The sequence below is a fragment of the Myxococcus faecalis genome, assembly GCF_050039385.1.
Lineage (GTDB): Bacteria > Myxococcota > Myxococcia > Myxococcales > Myxococcaceae > Myxococcus > Myxococcus fulvus.
Genome location: NZ_CP144336.1, coordinates 8239684 through 8255988 on the forward strand (window position 1 = coordinate 8239684; position 16305 = coordinate 8255988).

At 69.8% G+C, this 16305-nt stretch carries 13 protein-coding genes; 10 read left to right on the plus strand and 3 right to left on the minus strand.

Annotated features, from left to right (window positions below; translation table 11 throughout):
* Positions 1–2: 2 nt before the first annotated feature.
* The 9 genes from VZQ01_RS33255 to VZQ01_RS33295 all read left to right on the plus strand — a co-directional run bounded on the left by VZQ01_RS33255 (position 3) and on the right by VZQ01_RS33295 (position 9822).
* On the plus strand, positions 3–1127 hold the full coding sequence (locus tag VZQ01_RS33255) for a metallophosphoesterase (RefSeq protein ID WP_426745652.1): 1125 nt from the start codon (positions 3–5) through the stop codon (positions 1125–1127).
* Positions 1120–2091 (plus strand): AraC family transcriptional regulator, encoded by a 972-nt coding sequence (locus VZQ01_RS33260; RefSeq protein WP_267700189.1) that lies wholly within the window; start codon positions 1120–1122, stop codon positions 2089–2091. Before VZQ01_RS33255 ends, VZQ01_RS33260 begins: the two co-directional genes overlap by 8 nt.
* Positions 2092–2221: 130 nt before the next feature.
* Positions 2222–2869 (plus strand): cysteine hydrolase family protein, encoded by a 648-nt coding sequence (locus VZQ01_RS33265; RefSeq protein ID WP_223745594.1) that lies wholly within the window; start codon positions 2222–2224, stop codon positions 2867–2869.
* A gap of 54 nt (positions 2870–2923) precedes the next feature.
* Complete coding sequence (locus tag VZQ01_RS33270; protein WP_223745595.1) at positions 2924–3784, plus strand: ion transporter; 861 nt, start codon at positions 2924–2926, stop codon at positions 3782–3784.
* A 143-nt stretch (positions 3785–3927) separates the two neighbouring features.
* Positions 3928–4824, plus strand: coding sequence for an NAD-dependent epimerase/dehydratase family protein (locus tag VZQ01_RS33275; protein WP_426745653.1), 897 nt, complete (start codon positions 3928–3930; stop codon positions 4822–4824).
* A gap of 105 nt (positions 4825–4929) precedes the next feature.
* Positions 4930–6231: a PQQ-dependent sugar dehydrogenase gene (locus VZQ01_RS33280; RefSeq protein ID WP_267700191.1), complete on the plus strand. Its 1302-nt coding sequence runs from the start codon at positions 4930–4932 to the stop codon at positions 6229–6231.
* A 238-nt stretch (positions 6232–6469) separates the two neighbouring features.
* Positions 6470–7189, plus strand: coding sequence for a 2OG-Fe(II) oxygenase (locus tag VZQ01_RS33285; RefSeq protein WP_223745862.1), 720 nt, complete (start codon positions 6470–6472; stop codon positions 7187–7189).
* A 257-nt stretch (positions 7190–7446) separates the two neighbouring features.
* Positions 7447–8361: a glutaminase gene (locus tag VZQ01_RS33290; RefSeq protein WP_223745598.1), complete on the plus strand. Its 915-nt coding sequence runs from the start codon at positions 7447–7449 to the stop codon at positions 8359–8361.
* A 1086-nt stretch (positions 8362–9447) separates the two neighbouring features.
* Positions 9448–9822 carry a DUF488 domain-containing protein gene (locus VZQ01_RS33295; protein WP_074956160.1) on the plus strand — a complete coding sequence of 125 codons (375 nt, stop codon included), beginning with the start codon at positions 9448–9450 and terminating at the stop codon, positions 9820–9822.
* Between the two features lie 87 nt (positions 9823–9909).
* Here the strand turns inward: VZQ01_RS33295 and VZQ01_RS33300 are convergent, their stop codons facing one another.
* The 3 genes from VZQ01_RS33300 to VZQ01_RS33310 form a co-directional block, all read right to left on the minus strand.
* Positions 9910–13056 (minus strand): efflux RND transporter permease subunit, encoded by a 3147-nt coding sequence (locus VZQ01_RS33300; RefSeq protein WP_426749008.1) that lies wholly within the window; start codon positions 13054–13056, stop codon positions 9910–9912.
* 76 nt (positions 13057–13132) lie between these two features.
* Positions 13133–14272 (minus strand): efflux RND transporter periplasmic adaptor subunit, encoded by a 1140-nt coding sequence (locus tag VZQ01_RS33305; RefSeq protein ID WP_370640310.1) that lies wholly within the window; start codon positions 14270–14272, stop codon positions 13133–13135.
* Positions 14269–15645, minus strand: a complete 1377-nt coding sequence (locus tag VZQ01_RS33310; protein ID WP_074956163.1) for a TolC family protein — start codon at positions 15643–15645, stop codon at positions 14269–14271. Before VZQ01_RS33310 ends, VZQ01_RS33305 begins: the two co-directional genes overlap by 4 nt.
* Positions 15646–15788: 143 nt before the next feature.
* Here VZQ01_RS33310 and VZQ01_RS33315 point away from each other — a divergent pair, with 143 nt between their 5' ends.
* Entirely contained in the window at positions 15789–16211 is a 423-nt protein-coding gene (locus tag VZQ01_RS33315) for a MarR family winged helix-turn-helix transcriptional regulator (RefSeq protein ID WP_267700192.1), read from the plus strand.
* Positions 16212–16305 lie beyond the last annotated feature (94 nt).

Below are 16305 nucleotides of genomic sequence, written 5' to 3' on the forward strand. Positions count from 1 at the left end.
TCATGGGACGCCTTCTTCCGCTCGTCGTGTACCTCCCCGCCGGCGTCGCCATCATCGGCGGGATCCACTACTACCTCTGGGCGCGGCTCGTGCGCGACGTGGGCTTCGGGCCGACGACGGCGTTCGGATTGAAGGCGCTCCTCGTGTTCCTCGCGGCGAGCGTTCCGCTCGGCGTGATCGCGAGTCGACTCGTGCCCTATCGATGGTCGGTCTGGTGGCTCGAGCCCATCTACCTCTGGCTCGGCACCTCCATGCTCCTCGCGATGGGGTTGGCCGTGATGGAGGTGCTGCCCATCACGACGTCCCGAGCGTCGAGCGCGGCTGTCGTCCTGGTGATGGGCCTCGGCGCGGCCGCGTTGGCCGCGCATGAAGCCCGCAGGGTGCGTGTCGAACGCGTGGAAATCCCCCTGCGCAAGCTGCCGCGAGAGTTCGATCGGCTGCGCCTCGTCCAGCTCTCGGACCTGCACATCGGCCAGACGCTCGGGCGCGCGTTCCTCGAGGAGGTCGTCTCGCAAGTGAACGCCCTCGCGCCCGACGCCGTGCTCATCACGGGCGACCTGGTGGACGGCCGCGTCGCGGACATCGCGGCCGACATCGCGCCGCTTGCCGCGCTCACCTCGACCTACGGCACGTTCTTCGTCACCGGGAACCACGAGTACCACGCGGATGCGCCCGAGTGGTGCGAGCATCTTGGCAAGCTCGGCGTCCGAGTCCTACGCAATGAGCACGTCGCCCTCGAGCGCGCCGGACAGGTCCTCCACCTCGCGGGCATTGACGACTATGAGGCGGCGCACTTCGACGTCGGCCATGGCCCCGATCTCGCGCGAGCCGTCGAGGGCCGCGACCGCAGCAAGGTGCTCATCCTCATGGCGCACCAGCCGAAGGCCGTTCAGGAGGCTGTGCGGCACGGCGTCGACCTGCAGCTCTCCGGGCACACTCACGGAGGCCAGTTCTGGCCACTGCGTTGGCTGCTTCGGGCGAGGCAGCCCGTCGTCGATGGGCTCCGCAGGGTGGGAGACACGCTCGTCTACGTCAGCCGAGGCACGGGCCACTCAGGGCCACCCATGCGGCTCGGCGTTCCGCCGGAGATCACCGAACTCGTGCTGAGGAGTGAAGACGATGTATGATGTCGAAATGGCAAAACGTTCGCCAGCGTCCGACATGCCGCCGCCCACGCACGAATCCTCCGACCCGCTCGCGGCGGTCATCTCCCTGCTCCGTCCGCAGACAGTCTTGCCCAAGGTCATCAGCGGCGCGGGGCAGTGGAGTGTGCGGTACCCGGCGCACAACGAGCCCGGCTTCTGCATCATGCTGGAAGGAACATGCTTCCTTGATGTCGACGGCGTCGACGGGGTGCAGCTCGAGGAGGGCGACTTCGTGCTCCTGCCTTCGACGCCGGGCTTCACGATGTCGAGCGCCCAGGGGCTGAAGCCGAGGCTCATCACCGCGGCGGACGGCAACGAGCTACGGCACGGTACGCCCACGGGCCGCCCGACGATGCGCCAGCTCGGCGGCTACTTCCTCGTGGACCGCGCGAACGCGAGTCTCCTCGAGAAGTTCCTGCCCGTGATGATCCTCATCCGACGCGATGATCCCGGTGCCGTGCGTCTGCGGCGGCTCGTCGAGCTCATCGCAGACGAGGCGGCGACCCGTCGAACAGGGCGGGCGCTGATCCTCGAGCGGCTCGTCGAGGTGCTGCTCGTCGAGGCGCTGCGCCTTCGACCCGCGGAAGCGGCGGGGCGGGAGACGGGCTTGCTCGCTGGCCTCGCTGACCCTGACCTTGCGCGTGCCCTTCGGAAGATGCACGCCGACGTCGCGCACCGGTGGACCGTCGCGGAGCTCGGACGTGTCGCCGGCATGTCGCGCGCGGTGTTCGCCGAGCGATTCGCGAGAACGGTGGGCATGCCTCCGATGGAGTACCTGCTCGAGTGGCGCATCGCGATCGCCAAGGACGTCCTGCTTCGCGAGCACACGCCCCTCGCCGAGCTCGCCGAGAGGATCGGCTACCAGTCGGCAAGCGCCTTCAGCGTCGCGTTCTCGCGTCACGCCGGGTGTTCCCCGAGCGGGTTCGCGCGCTCGATGCGCGCGTGACCGGAGGCCCGCGAGGGGCCGTCTTCTCAGGGGGAAGGCGACCTCTCGTGTTGGGGGCGGGGTGCACGGTTCTGGACGAAAGGTGCCGGCGTGCGGGGGGAGTGCCTAGCTTGGCCGCCAGGAGGTGCACGTGGCGAAGTCAGGGGCACGGTCCGGCGGGAAGGCGCGCGCGACGAAGGAGCGACGCTCGGACACGGCGCTGCTCATCATCGACGTCATCAATGACCTGGAGTTCCCGGGCGGGGAGAAGGTGCTGCCCTGGGCGCTGCGCATGGTGGAGCGGCTGGGGCCGCTGGCCCGGCGGATGCGCTCGGCGGGGGTGCCGGTCATCTACGTCAACGACAACTTCAACCACTGGCGCAGCAACTTCCGGGACGTCTATCGGCACTGCACGCGCAAGGGGATTCGAGGACGGCCGGTGGCGCGGGCGTTGAAGCCCGAGCCGAGGGACTACTTCGTCCTCAAGCCGAAGCACTCGGCGTTCTTCGCGACGTCACTGGTTCCGTTGTTGGAGCACCTGGGGACGAAGAAGCTGCTGATGGCGGGGATGGCCACGAACCTGTGCGTCTTCTTCAGCGCGCATGACGCGCACATGCACGAGTACGACATCACCGTGCTGAGCGACTGCTGCGCGGCGGAGAGCGACGGGGACCATGACCTGGCGTTGGACCAGCTCCAGCGCTTCCTGGGCGTGCGCGTGTGCCGGGCGGATGAGGTGAAGCGCACCCGCCGCGCCCGGAAGCCGGCGCATTCCGCCAAGGGGGCAGGGCGGTTGTGACGTCGGGACGCAAGGTTTCCCGAATCGAGCGCCGCCGCGTCTAGACTGCCCTGCGTGTCCAGGTCTTCCGAGCAGAGCCCCGTGGGCGGCTTCCGCGCCCGTCTCCACACCATCATCTTCGAGGCCGATACACCGGCGGGGAAGGCGTTCGACGTGGCCCTGATGTGGGCCATCCTGTTCAGCGTCATCGCGGTGATGCTGGAGAGTGTCGCCCCGGTGCGGGAGCGCCATGGCACCGCGCTCTCCATCGCGGAGTGGGCCTTCACCGCCATCTTCGCCACGGAGTATGTGCTGCGGCTCGTCGCCGTCCGCCGTCCGCTGGATTATGCGCGCAGCTTCTTTGGCCTCGTGGACCTGCTGGCCATCCTGCCCTCGTTCCTGAGCGTGCTGTTCCCGGGCGCCCAGACGTTGCTCGTCGTCCGAGTGCTGCGCCTGCTGCGCGTCTTCCGCGTGCTGAAGCTGGGGCACCTGTTGGGACAGGCGGAGATCCTCATGACGGCGCTGCGCGCGAGCCGGGGGAAGATCACCGTCTTCCTCGGCTTCGTCCTGACGGTGGTCGTCATCATGGGCTCCGTCATGTACCTGGTCGAGGGCGAGGCCCATGGCTTCGACAGCATCCCCCGCGCCATGTACTGGGCCGTGGTGACGATGACGACCGTGGGCTTCGGTGACATCACGCCGAAGACGATTCCGGGGCAGTTCATCGCGTCGGTGTTGATGATCATGGGCTACGGCATCCTCGCGGTGCCCACGGGCATCGTCTCCGTGGAGCTGGCCGCCGCCGCCCGTGGCCCCGTGGACACCCAGGCGTGCCCCGGCTGTGGCAACCAGGGACACGACCTGGACGCGCGCTTCTGCAAGAGCTGTGGGTCGGTGCTGGACTGGACGCCGCCGAAGCCTCCACCCACACCCTGAGTCGCGCCGTTGTTCGACGCAGGCCACCTGCCCCAGTCGGGATGTTCATTGCTGGCCGGGGCGTGCCCGGCCCGTGCATCAATCCGAGGCTCTCCGCTCCAGGCGCGGCACAGTGAGGCCCTTCCTTTCCTGGAGACCTCACGATGAACCTCTTCATCACTGGCGCCACCGGCTTCATTGGCGGCTCGCTGGCCGTGGACCTCAAGGCCCGGGGCCATTCGATTCGGGGACTGGTGCGCGATGAGGCCAAGGCCCGGAAGCTGGCGGCGCTCGGCGTCGAGCCCGTCCTGGGGGACCTGGACAACGTCGCGGTGCTCACGGCCGAGGCCCGGCGCGCGGACGGTGTCATCAACGCGGCGAGCAGTGACCACGAGAAGGCCATCCGGGCCCTGATTGAAGGCGTGAAGGGCTCGGGCAAGCCGCTGCTGCACACCAGCGGCTCCAGCGTCATCGGCGACGACGTGAAGGGCGACGCGCTGTCACCCAACGTGTTCGACGAGGACACGCCGTTCATCGTCGAGCCCGAAAAGCAGGCGCGGCATGCGCTCGACAACAGCGTCCTCGCGGCGCCGGGGGCTCGGGGCATCGTGCTGTGCAACACGATGATCTACGGCACGGGGAAGGGCCTGAGCCGCGACAGCGTGCAGATTCCTCCGCTGGTGGCGCAGGCTCGCAAGAGCGGCGTGGTGCGCGTCGTCGGCAAGGGCGTCAACCGCTGGTCCAACGTCCACATCGACGACGTCACGGCGCTCTACGCGCTGGCGCTGGAGAAGGCCCCGTCGGGGGCGTTCTACTTCGTGGAGAACGGCGAGGCGTCCTACGCGGAGATTGGCGAGGCCATCGCGGCGCGGCTGAAGCTGGGCCCGGTGCGGTCCTGGTCCGTGGAGGAGGCGTCACGCGAGTGGGGCGAGGGCCACGCTCGCTACTCGTTCGGCTCCAACAGCCGGGTGCGCGGGAAGCGCGCGCGGCGCGAGCTGGGCTGGGCGCCTCGCCATGACTCGGTGACTCGCTGGATTCGCGAGGAGATGCCCCTGGATTGAGGCGGCTTGCGTCCGCCGTCCGACATCCCCACATCCTTTTCGCGCGAGGCTCGCGGCACTTCGTGTTTGCTGCGCGTCGTTCGTCCCACCTGGAGGAGTGTGCTCATGCGTTCCCTGTTGGCGTCCCTGGCTTGTACTTCCCTGCTGACCCTCGCGGGGACCTCGCACGCACAGCCCGCGGGCAAACCCGCGGACCAGGGCGGCAACCTGGCCCCCGGGCAGGCAAAGGGCAGTCAGCAGACGGATCCTCGGCAGGGCCCCAACCCGACGGGCGCTCCCGTCGAGCAGGCCCCGCCCAACGTCCCCGAGTTCAAGCCGGCGTTCCCCGGTCAGACGCGCGCGCCCGCCGTCAACACGCGCACGGCCCTGCAGGTCACCGAGGTCGCCTCCGGCTTCAACAAGCCCTGGGCCATCGCGTTCCTGCCGGACAAGCGGATGCTCGTCACGGAGAAGCCGACGGGGAAGCTCTTCATCGTCACGCCCGAGGGCAAGAAGTCGCCGGCCATCGCGGGCCTGCCCAAGGTGGATGGTCGCAACCAGGGCGGTCTGCTCGACGTCGAGGTGGGGCCGGACTACGGCACCAGTGGCCTCATCTACTGGACCTATTACGAGCCCCGGAAGGGCGGCAACGGCCTCGCGGTGGCGCGCGCCAGGCTGGTGGATGGACCCAAGCCCAAGGTCGAGGGCGTGAAGGTCATCTTCCGCATGGAGCCGACGCTGGAGTCCACGCTGCACGCGGGTGGCCGACTCGTCTTCACGCCGGATGGGAAGCTGTTCGTCACGCTGGGCGAGCGCTCCATCATGGAGGGCCGCGTCCAGGCTCGCGACCTCAAGAGCGACTTCGGGAAGATTGTCCGCATCAACCCGGACGGCTCCATCCCGAAGGACAACCCCTTCGTGGGGCAGAAGGACGCGCGGCCGGAGATCTGGACGCTGGGGCACCGCAACATCCTGTCGGCGGCGCTCGACAGCAAGGGACGCCTCTGGGAGGTGGAGATGGGGCCTCGCGGTGGTGACGAGCTCAACCTCATCGAGCGCGGCAAGGACTACGGCTGGCCCACCATCGGCTACGGCGAGGAGTACTCCGGCGAGCCCATCCACAAGACGACGCAGGGCCCGGGCATGGAGCAGCCGGTGTACTACTGGGACCCGGTGATCTCGCCCTCGGGCATGACCATCTACTCCGGTGCGCTGTTCCCCGAGTGGAAGGGCAACTTCTTCATCGGCGGCTTGTCCAGCACGGCCCTCGTGCGACTGGTGCTCGAGAACGACCGCGTCGTGGGTGAGGAGCGCCTGCTGATGGACCAGAAGGCCCGCATCCGCGAGGTCGTCCAGGGCCCGGAGGGCGCGCTGTACCTGCTCACCGACGACTCGAACGGCAAGCTGCTGAAGGTGACGCCGCGCTGAAGCCAGGCGGGGTGCTCGCGTGCGGGGGCGGGCCCGGTTCGCCTCCGCGCGCGGTGGTTGACCGCAACAACCGGGTCGCCTTGCGTCATCACGTGCGTCATTCCTGAACCGTGTCCGAGCGCGAGCTTCATGCCTCGGTGACGAACGGGAGTGGGCACATGCGGAGAAGCAGGGTGGGGTTGTCGGGAGTCCAGCTGAGAGGGGCGTCGTGAGTGCCCGAGCCCTTCGTGCGCGGCCGATGCGCAGCGCCGTGTCGGTGGAGACGAAGCTGGAGGCGCTCGACTGGACCGGGCTCGGCGCGGAGCTGGATGCGCGCGGGTGCGCCACCCTGAGCGGCTTGCTCACGCCCGAGGAGTGCGGCGCCTTGTCGGCGCTCTATCCGGCGGATGCACCGTTTCGCAGTCGGGTCGTCATGGCTCGCCATGGCTTCGGGCGAGGGGAGTACAAGTACTTCGCCTATCCGCTCCCTGAACTCGTGGCTCGACTGCGGACCTCGCTCTATCCCGGGCTCGCGTCCATCGCGAATCGGTGGAACGAGGCGCTGCGCATCGACGCGCGATACCCCGAGACCCACGCCGCTTATCTCCAGCGGTGTCACGCGGCGGAGCAACTCCGGCCGACGCCGCTGCTGCTCCAGTACGGAGAAGGGGACTACAACTGCCTGCACCAGGACCTCTACGGCGACGAGGTCTTCCCGCTCCAGGTGGCCATCCTCTTGTCCGAGCCGGGGCGCGACTTCGCTGGTGGCGAGCTGGTGCTCACAGAGCAGCGTCCCCGCATGCAGTCTCGCGTGGAGGTCGTGCCGCTGCGGCAGGGGGATGGCGTCATCTTCCCGGTCCACCATCGCCCCGTGCAGGGCACTCGCGGCGTCTACCGCGTCAACATGCGTCACGGTGTCAGCCGCATCCGCTCCGGTCACCGGCACACGGTGGGCATCATCTTCCACGACGCGCGCTGACGCGGGGACAGGTCGCCTCCTCGTCGCGCCTGGTGTCGGCCGTATCCGCTCAGGGCGCTGCGCGATGGGGTTCGGCAGCCCAAGATGCTTGCTGCTGCGAAGAGAGCCTCTCTTCGCGCTGCCGGCAGGGCGTGCGCATGAAGGGCCTCGGGACAGGCCGTGTCTCGTGCCGGTTCATTGCCGCGGTGTGTCCTGGGAAACCTGCACGGAGGGCGGGCGCGCGCGGCTATCCTGGCGCCCAGGCAGGTGGGCGCGCGATGGACGACTTCCAGGCGATTCTCGACGAGGTGATGACGGCCGTCCTGCCGGTGGTGGGGCAGGGCCGTGTGGCCAACTACATCCCCGCGCTGGCCGCGGTGGACCCGTCGCGGTTCGGCATGGCGCTGGCCACGCTCGATGGTCAGGTCTTCGGCGTGGGCGATTGGCGCACGCCCTTCTCGGTGCAGAGCATCTCGAAGGTCTTCGCGTTGGCGCTGACGCTCGCGAGAGACGGGGACGCGCTGTGGCGCAGGGTGGGGAAGGAGCCCTCGGGCAATCCGTTCAACTCCCTGGTTCAGCTCGAGTACGAGCAGGGTGTGCCCCGCAATCCGTTCATCAACGCGGGAGCACTGGTCGTCACGGACCGGCTGCTCAGTCTCACCGGGGACTCACGCGGTCTGCTGCGGGAGTTCCTGCGCGAGGAGAGCGGAAATGCCTCGGTGGACTTCGACCCGGTCGTCGCCGCGTCCGAGGCCGAGCATGGCCATCGCAACTCCGCGCTGGCGCACTTCATGGCGAGCTACGGGAACATCGAGAACCCGGTGCCCCGAGTGCTCGAGCACTACTTCTGGCAGTGCTCGTTGCGGATGAGCTGCGCGGACCTGGCGCGTGCTTGTGGATTCCTGGCGCGGCATGGGCAGGGCGCCTCGGGGAGGCGGCTGCTCACGCGCAGTCAGGCCAAGCAGGTCAACGCGGTGATGCTCACCTGCGGCACCTACGACGCCGCGGGCGAGTTCGCCTATCGCGTGGGTCTGCCGTGCAAGAGTGGTGTCGGTGGCGGCATCATCGCCGTCATCCCGAATCGCTGTGGGTTGTGTGTGTGGAGCCCCGGGCTGGATGCCCACGGGAACTCGGTCGCGGGCGTGGAAGCCCTGGATCGATTCACGACGCTCACGGGCCTCTCGGTGTTCTGACGTCGCCGCGGGGATGAAGGCGAACCGGTCCTCGCGAAGTTACGCTTCCGCCGAGGACCGGCTCCCACCGCCCATCCTTCACGCCCGAGCCGTCTCACCTTGTTGAAGCGGTCTCCCGCCTCGCTCGCTGCGACACGCCCATCCAACCCGCCGCCCGTACCGCCCCGAACTACCCCGTACCGCGTGCTGCTCGTGCTGCGTGCTGCCCCGTCCGACCCGCCGCCCGTACTGCCCCGTCCTGCTCGTGCTGCGTGCTGCCCCGTCCGACCCGCCACCCGTGCTGCCCCGTGCTGCTCGTCCTGCGTGCTGCCCCGTCCGACCCGCCACCCGTGCTGCCCCGTCCGACCCGCCACCCGTGCTGCCCCGTCCGACCCGCCACCCGTGCTGCCCCGTCCGCCCCGCCGCCCGTACTGCCCCGTCCTGCGTACTGCCCCGTCCGACCCGCCGCCCGTACTGCCCCGTCCTGCGTGCTGCCCCGTCCGACCCGCCGCCCGTACTGCCCCGTCCGACCCGCCGCCCGTACTGCCCCGTCCTGCGTACTGCCCCGTCCTGCGTGCTGCCCCGTCCGACCCGCCGCCCGTACTGCCCCGTCCGACCCGCCACCCGTGCTGCCCCGTGCTGCCCGTCCTGCGTGCTGCCCCGTCCGACCCGCCGCCCGTGCTGCCCCGTCCTGCGTGCTGCCCCGTCCTGCGAACTACCCCGACCAACCCGCCGCCCGTCCTGCCCCGTACCGCCCCGTCCTGCGAACTGCCCCGACCAACCCGCCGCCCGTGCTGCCCCGTACCGCCCCGTCCTGCGTGCTGCCCCGACCAACCCGCCACCCGTGCTGCCCCGTACCGCCCGGTCCTGCGTACCGCCCCGACCAACCCGCCGCCCGTGCTGCCCCGCCCGACCCGCCCACCGCTGCGTCATCTTCGCTGCGTGCTCTACCCCATAGCAGGGCGCGTGCCGTCCGAATGACCTCCACTGATCCAAGTTTTTCCAAGCACTTGCACCGCACCCCCAGCGAGTGAGTCACGCGGTCCAGTAAGAAGTCCGGTGCCGTCCTTCCGGAATACCGAAAGCGCGCCACCGCGTTGACCCTGAATGCCCATCAAGACCCGTCGCTGGTGTGTCCCTGGCGAGCCCGATGACGGCTGGAGAGTCCTCATCTGCCGCTACAGGCCCCGCGGCCTCCCCAAGGCCAAGGAGACCTGGGACGAGTGGCGCCGCGAGCTCGCCCCCAGCCCCGACCTCTTCGACGCCTTCTATGGAAAGGGCCAGACGCCCATCACCCTGGACGCCTATCGCGCCCGCTATCTCGAAGAGATGCAGTCCCAGCGTGAAATCATCACGTCACTGGCCCGGCGCGTGGACGCCGGCGAAACCGTGACGCTCCTCTGCTCCAAGGACTGCATCCTGGAGCCGGTGTGTCACCGCACCATTCTCGCCGAGCTCATCCAGTCCGCCCGAGGCACCTGAACCCTCACCTCCCCGGACACGACTCCGCCGGCGCGGTGAAGGAGCCTGGTCGCTCCCTCACCGGCCGGCGGGCCGTACCGCCAACCTTCAGGGCGCGTGGGCCGGCGCCGGCAGCTCGTCCTCCGACGCGTCACGCCGGGACGTCTCGCCGCGCACCTTCTGCATCAGCACGTAGAGGCCCGGGATGAAGATGAGGTTCACGATGGTGGACACCAGCATGCCGCCGAACACCGCGGTGCCCAGCGAGTTGCGCGCCGCCGCGCCCGCGCCCTGCGCCAGCATCAGCGGCACCACGCCCAGCAAGAACGCAATCGACGTCATCAGGATGGGACGCAGCCGCACCTCGGCGGCCTCGACCACCGCGTCCAGCGCGCTCTTGCCCTGCTCGCGCAGCTGCTCGGCGAACTCCACGATGAGAATCGCGTTCTTGCTGGCCAGGCCCACCAGCATCACCAGACCCACCTGACAGAACACGTCGTTGGCGTAGCCCCGGAGCAGCTGCAACGCGACCGCGCCCATGATGGCCAGCGGCACCGACAGGATGATGACGAACGGCAGGCTGAAGCTCTCGTACTGCGCCGCCAGCACCAGGAACACGAACAGGATGCCCAGGCCGAAGATGATGAGCGTCTGCCCGCCGCTCTCCTTCTGCTCCAGGCTGATGCCCGTCCACTCCGCCGCCATGCCCTGCGGCAGGTTCTGCGCCGCCAGCGCCTCCATCGCCTCGATGGCCTGACCGGAGGACACCCCCGGCGCGGGCTGGCCGTTGATCTCCGCCGAGCGGAACAGGTTGTAGTGCCGGATGACCTGCGCGGACACCGTGGGCGTCACCTTCACCAGTGACTCGAGCGGAATCATGTCCCCGCTGTCGCTGCGCACGTAGAACGCGCCGATGTCCTGCGGGCTGTCGCGGAACTGCTGCTCGGCCTGCGTGTACACGCGGTAGGTGCGGTTGGCGTAGTTGAAGTCGTTGACGTACTGGCTGCCCATGTAGACCTGCATCGTCCCGAAGATCTGCTCGATGGGCACCCCGAGCGCCTTGGCCTTCTGCCGGTCCACGTCCACGTCCAACAGCGGCGTGTTCGCGTTGAACGCGGTGAACACGCCGCGAAGCTGTCCGCCCTCGTTGCCCTTGTTCACCAGGTCGTCCGTGGCCGAGGCCAGCTCGTCCAGCGTGCGCGAGCCCGCCACGTCCTCCACGATGAACTGGAAGCCGCCCACGCTGCCCACGCCGCGAATCGCCGGCGGCTGGAAGGGCAGCACGCGCGCCCCGCCGATGCGGCTCAACGGGCCGCGCAGCCGCTCCACCAGCGCCGCCACGGTGCTGTCCTTGCCGGGGCGCTCCTCCCAGGGCTTCAAGCTGCTGAAGACAGTCGCCATGTTGGCGCCGGAGCCCTGCATGGAGAAGCCGCCGATGGCGAACATCGCGCGCACCTCAGGCTGCGCCTTGAGGATCTCCTCCACCTGCACCAGCACCTTCTCCGTCTGCGCCAGCGACATGCCCTCCGGCCCCTGCACGGAGATGATGACGTAGCCCTGGTCCTCGTCCGGGATGAAGCCCGTGGGCGCCACCTTGAACAGCACCACCGTGGCGCCGATGCAGGCGAGGAACGCCAGGAGCACCAGCACCGGGTGGCGGAGCATGGCGCGCAGGCCCCGGCCGTACGCCGCCTTCGTCGTGTCCAGCACCTTGTCCACCCAGCGGAAGAACACCCACTTCTCGCCGTGGTGGTGCTTGAGCATGCGCGCGCTCAGGGCGGGCGTCAGCGTCAGCGCGCAGAAGGTGGACAGCGCCACCGACGCGGCGATGGTCAGCGCGAACTGGCGATAGATGGCGCCCGTGGTGCCCGGGAAGAGCGCCACCGGCACGAACACCGCCACCAGCACCACCGAGATGGCGATGACGGCGCCGGACACCTCCTTCATGCCCTCGCGCGCCGCCTGCCTGGGGGACAGCCCCCGCTCGGCCATCAGTCGCTCGATGTTCTCGATGACGACGATGGCGTCGTCGACGACGAGGCCCGTGGCCAGCGTGAGGCCGAACAGGGTGAGCGTGTTGATGGAGAAGCCCAACAGCTGCACGAAGGCGAACGTGCCCACCAGCGAGACGGGCAGGGTGAAGGCGGTGATGAGCACGCTTCGCCACCCGTGCAGGAACAGGAAGATGACGAGGATGACCAGGATGATGGCTTCCACCAGCGTCTGGAGCACCTCGTGGATGGAGGCGCGCACCGCCAGCGTGGTGTCCGTGCCCGTCAGGTACTCCATGCCCGGGGGGAACTGCTCGGACAGCCGGTCCAGCTCCCGGTACACGCCGTCGCGCACGTCCAGCGCGTTGGCGGTGGGGAGCTGGAAGATGCCCATGCCCACGCCCACGCGGCCGTTGAAGCGCAGGATGGTGCCGTAGTTCTCCGCGCCCAGCTCCACCCGGCCCACGTCCTTCACGCGCACCGCCTTGCCGCTCGGGTCGCGCATCAGGACGATTTCACCGAACTCCGCCGGCTCCACCAGACGGCCGCGCGCGCGCACCGCAATCTGGTACGGCTGCTCCTCGGTGGACGGCGGCTGGCCCACCTGGCCCGCGGCCACCTGGAGGTTCTGTTCTTGAAGGGCCCGCGTCACGTCCATGGGCGTGAGCTTGCGGCGCGCCAGCTCCGTGGGGTCCAGCCACACGCGCATGGAGAACTTGCGCTCGCCGAAGATGCGCACGTCGCCCACGCCGCGCACGCGCTTGATGGCGTCCTTGAGGTTCACATCCGCGTAGTTGGAGAGGAACTGGGCGTCGTAGCGGTTGTCCGGGCTGGACAGGGCCACCGTCATCAGCATCTGGCTGGAGGCCTTGTTGACCACGATGCCCGTCTGGTTCACCTGCGAGGGCAGGCGCGAGGCGGCGCGGCTGACGCGGTTCTGCACGTCGACGGCGGCGACCTCGATGTCGCGCGTGGGCTCGAAGGTGACGGTGATTTGACTGGTGCCGTCGTTGCCGCTGGTGGAGGTGATGTAGCGCATGCCCTCCACGCCATTGAGCTCCTGCTCGATGGGGATGGTGACGGCGCTCTCCACCACCTCGGCGCTGGCGCCCACGTACGTGGACGTCACCGTCACCTGCGGCGGTGCCAGGTCCGGGTACTGGGAGATGGGCAGGGTGGGAATGGCAATCAAGCCCACCAGCGTCAGCAGGATGGAGCAGACGATGGCGAAGACGGGTCTGCGGATGAAGAAGTCGACGAACACGGCGTTCAAGCCCTCGAAATCATGGTGGGGGCCGGGCCTCGCGGCGTGCCGTCCGAGGCCCGGTCCATCCAGCGCTTCAGCGGCTGCCCGCCGTCGCCGCGCCCGCGCCCGTGCTCGGGGCGCTGTCCGCGGACTTCACCTTCACGGCCATCCCGTCACGCAGGGCCTGCAGCGAGGACACCGCCACGCGGTCCCCCTGCTTCAGCCCGTTCTCGATGACGTAGGCCATCTCACCCAGCGCGCCCAACGTAATCGGGCGGCGCTCCACCACCGTCTTGCCGTCCTTCTCCTGCACCACCATGGCGAAGGGCTGGCCGCTCAGGCGCACCACCGCGAGCGCGGGAATCTGCAGCGCGTCCCGCTTGGCGTAGACGATGCGCGAGCGCACCAGCTCGCTGGGGCGCAGCCCCACCGTGTTCTGGAACGCGGCCTTCACCTCCACCAGCTGCGTGCGCGGGTCCGCCTGCGGCGCGACGAAGAACAGGGGGCTGGTGAGCAGCACCTTGCCCTGCGCGTCCAGGACCTCCAGCTGCGTGTCCGGCTTGAGCGCGCGCGCCCGCTCCGAAGGCAGCGACACGCTGACCTCCAGCACGTCCGCCTGGGCGATGGTCGTCAGGGGCGTGGTGGCGCCCACGAAGTCACCCAGGCGCACCAGCACGTCGCCCACCGTGCCCGCGAAGGGCGCGCGCACGGCGTGGAACTGCAACTGCACCTGGCGCTGCGCCACCTGCGCGGCCGCCGAGCGCGCCGCGGCCTCCGAGGCCTCCAATTGCGCGCGGCCCTGCTCCAGCTCCTGCGCGCTGGCGAGGCCCTCCTTGTAGAGCGCCTCCGTGCGCGCGAAGGTGCGCCTGGCCAGCTCGCGGTTGATGTTCGCGGAGCTCTGCTGGGCCTGCGCGCTGTCGAGCGCGGCCGTCTCCGTGCGCGAGTCGACCTCCAGGAGCGTCGCTCCCGCCTCCACCTTCTGGCCGGGCTTCACGTGGATGCGGCGCACGTAGCCGGCCACCTGGGGCAGCACGGTGATGTTCTGCCGCGACAGCAGCGAGCCCAGGTACTCACCCGTGTCCCGCACCTCGCTGGGCGACAAGGTCAGCACCTGCACCTCGCGGGGCGGAGGCGCGGCGGGCGCCGCGACCTTGCCCGAGCACCCCGCCGCCATCAACAGGGCCGTGCTCCACACCGTCATCTTCAGCGCCATCAGGGGGCGCACCCGTCTCACCAGTCGCACCGGGCCTCCGTCAAGAATGCGTCCAGGCGCGCCTGGACCGCCTCGAATTCACGCAGCGCCAGGGCCAGCTCCGCCTGGCGCAGGGCCGCGCCGCTCTGCACCAGCTCCAGGCTGCTGCCGCGGCCCACTTCAAAGGAACGTCGCGTCAGCCGGTCCGTCCGGTCCGCCAGCTCGCGCGCCTCGCTCGCCGTCTTCACCAGCGCGTCCGCCACCTCGACGCTGCGCCGGGCCTGCGCCACCTCGACGGACACGTCGCGGCGGTTGCCCTCCAGCGTCTCGGCCGCCTGGCGCTCGATGCCCGTGCGCTCGCGCACCAGGCCCCCGCGCAGGCCACCCTCCCAGAGGGGCACGGCGATGACGGCGGAGATGGTCCACGTGGAGAAGCGGCCGAAGCCCGGGTCCGTCGTCACGCCGTTCAGGTTGGAGGCCAGGCCCAGCGTGGGCAGGTAGCCCGCGGACGCCTGACGCCGGCTGTCGCGCGCGGAGTCCACCTGCGCCTTCGCGGCGACCAGGTCCGGACGGGACTCCAAGTCCTGGAGCGGCGTGCACGCCTGGCGCGCCTCCTCCATCAGCCCGTTGAGGTTGAAGGAGGGGTCCACGCCCACCGCGTGGCCGAAGCCCAGCGCGATGCCGAGCGCCTCGCGCGCCCGCCGCAGCTGCTCGTCACCGGCCACGAGCGACCCGCGCGCCAGCGCCACGTCCTGGTTCACCCGCACCACGTCCAGCTGGTTGCTCGCGCCCAGGTCGAACGAGCGCGTTGTCAGCGCGGCGCGTTCCAGCGCCTGGAGCAGGCCCACGCGGTTGAGCTCCGCGGCGCGCTCGGCGGCCACGGTGGCCACCAGCGTGCGCGCGAGGCCCAGCGTGAGGCGACGCCGGGTGTCCTGGAGGCTCGCCACCGCGCCCCGCTCGGCCGCGGACGCGGAGGAGAGGTTGCGCCACGCGCCCACGTCCACCAGCGACTGTGTCAGCGACGCCGTCAGCGTGCCCAGGATGGGCGCGGTGGGCGTGCGGCCGTCGAGCGCCGGGGAGGGGAAGACACCCACGGCGGTGTCCGGGTTGAGCAGGTCGTGGGCCGCCGTCGCCCGGGCGTTCGCGTTGGGCAGGAGCGACGCCAGGGCCTGACGCCAGCGGCCCTCGGCGCGCTGCACGCCCGCCTCGGCGGAGCGCAGGTTGGTGGAGCGCTCCCGGACGAGCGTCAGGGCCTCGTCCCAGGTGCGCACCTGCTGCTGGGCGGGCGGGACGGGGGCCAGCATCGGGTCCTCCACCTTCGTCTGGAAGGGCTGGGGCGGAGGGACGGAAGGGCTCGACTCGGGCGGCGTCGAGGTCGCGACGAGCGCCAGGAGGATGACGGTGGGGGCGGACATACCAAGGGGGTAGGCAAGGGTGACGACAGGTGCGACTGGATTCCCCCCGTGCGGCCAGATGCGCCGAGCCGATGTAATTGACAACCATTGTAGGTGACAACTATTTCGGAAGTCAGATGACTTTCGCGGAGCAACTCGCTTCCTTGCGTCGTGCCATCCGCCGCCACCTCACCGAGAAGCTGGGTGCGCGGACGAACCGGCCGTTCAATCAACTGTTGGCGTTGAAGGGCATTTCCGAGGGCGCGCGGCGACAGGCGGCGCTGGCGGAGCGGCTGCTGGTGGACGCGCCCGCCGCGAGCCGGCTGGTGGACCGGTTGGAGGAGGACGGGCTGGTGCTTCGGCGCGCGGGAGAGGACCGGCGCTGCGTGCGGCTGGAGTTGACGGCCGCGGGTGAGCGCGAGCTGTCCTTCCTGGTGGACGCGCTGCGGGAGCTGGATGGAGAGCTGGGGGAATACCTGCCCGCCTCGGAGGTGACGGAGCTGCAGCGGCTGATGGGCAAGCTCCAGGAGGGGCTGGTGACGCGGCAGTCCGGCGACGGCGCGCCCCCGACGGACGGGTGCGAGTGACGCCTCGGCGCGCGCGGGGGCCGTGTGAACGACGAAGGGCCCGGCCCACCGGAACGGATGTCCCGGAAGGCCGAGCCCCTCGGGCTCGACAGGC